Source organism: Methylorubrum podarium, assembly GCF_022179745.1.
Lineage (GTDB): Bacteria > Pseudomonadota > Alphaproteobacteria > Rhizobiales > Beijerinckiaceae > Methylobacterium > Methylobacterium podarium.
In genome coordinates this window covers 1-3,392 of the sequence record NZ_BPRD01000562.1, presented here as the reverse complement: position 1 = coordinate 3,392, position 3,392 = coordinate 1, and the positions used below count along the sequence as shown (strand labels likewise).

Annotated in this window: 3 protein-coding genes and 1 pseudogene; all 4 read left to right on the top strand. The window is 74.0% G+C overall.

Annotated elements, in window-relative coordinates:
* Nucleotides 1-169: pseudogene (locus tag MFF42_RS23565) on the top strand (VWA domain-containing protein); the annotation flags it as partial.
* Nucleotides 169-1,101 (top strand): tetratricopeptide repeat protein, encoded by a 933-nt coding sequence (locus MFF42_RS23560; protein ID WP_238258193.1) that lies wholly within the window; start codon nt 169-171, stop codon nt 1,099-1,101. The pseudogene MFF42_RS23565 and the gene MFF42_RS23560, both read left to right, overlap by 1 nt.
* Nucleotides 1,102-1,298: 197 nt before the next feature.
* Nucleotides 1,299-2,561, top strand: a complete 1,263-nt coding sequence (locus tag MFF42_RS23555; RefSeq protein ID WP_238258191.1) for a hypothetical protein — start codon at nt 1,299-1,301, stop codon at nt 2,559-2,561.
* 87 nt (nt 2,562-2,648) lie between these two features.
* Nucleotides 2,649-3,392, top strand: a 744-nt coding sequence (locus MFF42_RS23550; RefSeq protein ID WP_238258190.1) for a catalase family protein, incomplete at its 3' end; no start/stop codon positions are given.

The following is a 3,392-nucleotide window of genomic DNA, read 5'->3' as shown; positions in this document are numbered from 1 at the left end:
CGGCGAGTTGCCGGCCGACCCGCAGGCGGTGCTCGACCGCGTCGGCGCCTCGACCGCGCAGCACCTCGCCGCGGGCGGCTACGGCGTGCTCGCCTTCGCCGATTTCGGCCGCTGGCTGCTGCTGCTGGCGCTTGTCCCGGCCCTCCTCCTGTTCCGCCGGAGCGCGTGATGCTGGCGCCCGCCTCCTCCCGCTCCGTCGCGGCGCCCCTGCGGCGCACCCTGCCGGTGGCCTTCCCGCGCAATTGGCGGCGGCTCGCGCGCATCGCCGGCCTCGCGCTCGCGGGACTCGGCATCCTCGGCCTGCTGCTCGTGTCGGAGCCGCGCACGACGCTGGGCCGCTTCTTGATGGCGGTCGGGCTGCCGGGTGCGGCGCTCCACGTGTTCGACGTGCCCGCGTGGCGCGCCGCCGCGCTCTACGAGGCCGGGCGCTACGAGGCGGCGATCCCGCTGTTCCGGGCGCAGGGGAAGCGGGGCGCCTACAATCTCGGCAACGCGCTGGCCCGCTCCGGCGACCTGAAGGGCGCGCTCGATGCCTACGACGAGGCGCTGACCTACAACCCCCGCGACGCCGACGCGCAGGCCAACCGCTCGCTGGTCGCCAAGGCGCTGGAGGAGGAGGTCGACCGCGGCAAGGGCGGCGGCATCGCCAACGCCTCGGCGCAGTACGGTGCCCGCTACAACAACACCGCCAACCAGGACCAGAACGACGACATCCGCGCCACCTCCAGCGGCGAGGGGCTGGCCGGCAACAAGGAGGCGAGTTCCTCCGCGTCTCTGCCCGGCACCAGCCCGGTGGCGCGGCGCGGCAAGGCGGAGCAGCAGGCAATCGATTCCGGCAAGGGCCAGGCCCGCGGCTCGGCAAGCGACGCGGCCGGCCGGGGACGCCAGGGGGCCGGCTCGGCCATGGTCGCCGCCGCGCCCGAGCGCGAGGCCCGCCGCGTCACGAAGAGCTTCGAGGCGCACGAGATCCATCCCGACCGGCTCTGGCTCCAGACCCTGCCGGACGAGCCCGGCCGCTACCTCAAGCTGCGCCTCAAGGCCGAGCAGGCCCGGCGCATCGAGGCCGGCACCGCCATCCCGGGAGGCAGCAACCCGTGGTGATTCTTTTGAGTGTTTTGCGGCGCGCCACGAAAAGCCCTCCCCCCTCTGCGGGGGAGGGTGGCCCCTGCGTCAGCAGGGGTCGGGAGAGGGGAGCGCCCTCTCCGGACAGGACGCGACGGGCGCCACCTTCCGCACCGTCGCGCTGCCCCTCTCCCGCCAGCTCCGCAGGCACCCTCCCCCGCAGAGGGGGGAGGGACATGCTCGCGGCGCTCCTCATCCTGTTCGCCCTGGCTTCGCCCGCACACGCGATCGACCCCGGCGACCTCACCCTGACGGTGACGCCGGACCTTCCCGGCGGCGCGCAGCCCTATGCCCGCGAGATGGTGCTGCTGCGCCTGCGCGGAGTCTACCGCACGCAGATCCTGCTGGAGGAGCTGCGCCAGCCGGCGCTGGTCAACTTCTCTTGGACACAGCTCGGCCGCGACCATTGGGGTCGCACGCGGATGCCCGACGGGCAGATGGCGCTGGAATTCGAGCGCACCATCGCGGTCTTCCCCCAGCATACGGGGACCTTCACCATCGACCCGTTCGTCCACCGTCTCACCATCAACGACGGGGGGGAGCGCAAGCAGATCGACGTGCGCTCCGAGCCGATCCCCTTCCCCGTGGCGGCCTGGACGGGAGCGACCGGCGGCCCGGACGCGGCGGAGCCGTGGTGGCTGCCGGCGCGGGACGTGTCGATCACCGATTCCTGGGATCCCGACCCGGAGACGCTGAACAAGGGCGACACCGCCCGCCGGATCGTCACCCTCGAGGCGCAGGGCATGCTGGCCGAGGGGCTGCCGCCGCGCCCGGTCATGCGCACCCGCGGCATCATCACCTTCGCCGGGCCGGTGAAGCGCGAGACCCTGATCACGCCCTCCGGCCCGGTGGCGCGGGCGACCTATCAGTGGGACATCAAGAAAGGCGTGTCCGAGGTGATCCCGCTCGACGCGATCAAGATCCCCTGGTTCGACACGCTGACCCGCACCCTGCGCGAGACCGAGATCCCGGCCCGCCAGATCGGCGGCGGCCTCGCCGAGCGGGAGGAGGATCTCAAACCCACGGCGCCGGCCTCTTGGCCCGCTCTCGCCGCGGCGGCGCTTGCCGCCTTCGGCCTCGGGCTCGCGCTGATCGGCTTCCGCACCGGCCCCGCCCGTCTGCGCCTCGACCGGGGGCAGGCCCGCGCCCTGCGCCTGGCCGCGGCCGCGGGTGACGCGGCGGCGTTCCGGGCGGCGCTCGGCCGCGCCGCGCAGGCGCAGCCGGATCTCGCCGCGCTCTGGCGGGAGGAGCCGGATCTGGCGCAGGATCTCGCCGCCCTCGACCGGCAGGTCTTCGGCCAAGCGCCGGCCGGCGCGAGCCCGGTCGATCTCCCCGCCCTCGCCCGGCGGCTCGGCCGGCCCCGGAGGCTCGGCCCCGCGGCGGCGCCGGCGGCCGAACCGCGGCTGGCTCCCCTCGACGGCCCGCTCGCGCGAGCGTGACCGCGCCCGGCTGAACGGCGGCGGCCGCTCCCGGTTTGGTGTCAGGCCGGCCTCGCGAGGAACGGCGGATCCACCACGAGGCCGGACGTGACCGCTGCGAGCCCGATCCCCTACCACCCCTCCGTCGAGCAGCCGCGCACCGACGAGGCCGACATCCACGGGCAGATGCTCGCGACCTTCGCCAAGATCCAGGAGACGACGCTCAAGGATTACGGCCGGGCGGTGCGGGGCGTTCACGCCAAGGCGCACGGCCTGCTCGTTGGCAGACTCGACATCCTCGACGGTCTGCCCCCCGAGCTGGCGCAGGGCCTCTGCGAGAAGCCCGGCACCTACGAGGCGCTGCTGCGCTTCTCCACCAATCCCGGCGACATCCTCGACGACAGCGTCTCGACCCCGCGCGGCCTCGCGCTCAAGGTCGTCGGCGTCGAGGGCGAGCGCCTGGAGGGCAGCGAGGGCACGACGCAGGATTTCGTGATGGCCGACGCACCGGCCTTCACGGCCCCGGACGACGCGGCCTTCCTCAAGAGCCTGAAGCTCCTGGCCGCCACCACGGACACGCCGCAGGTGTTCAAGAAGGCGTTCTCGGCGGTTCTGCGCGGCGTCGAAACCGTGCTCGAAGGGCTCGGCACCAAGAGCCCGACCGTGATCGCGCTGGGCGGCCACCCGGAGACGCACATTCTGGGCGAGACGTTCTACAGCCAAGTGCCCCTGCGCTGGGGCGCCTACGTCGCGAAGGTCGCGGTCGCGCCGGCCTCCCCCGCCCTGACTGCGCTGACGGGCGCGAGCCTCAACGTCAACAGCCGGCCGGACGGCCTGCGCGAGGCGGTCACC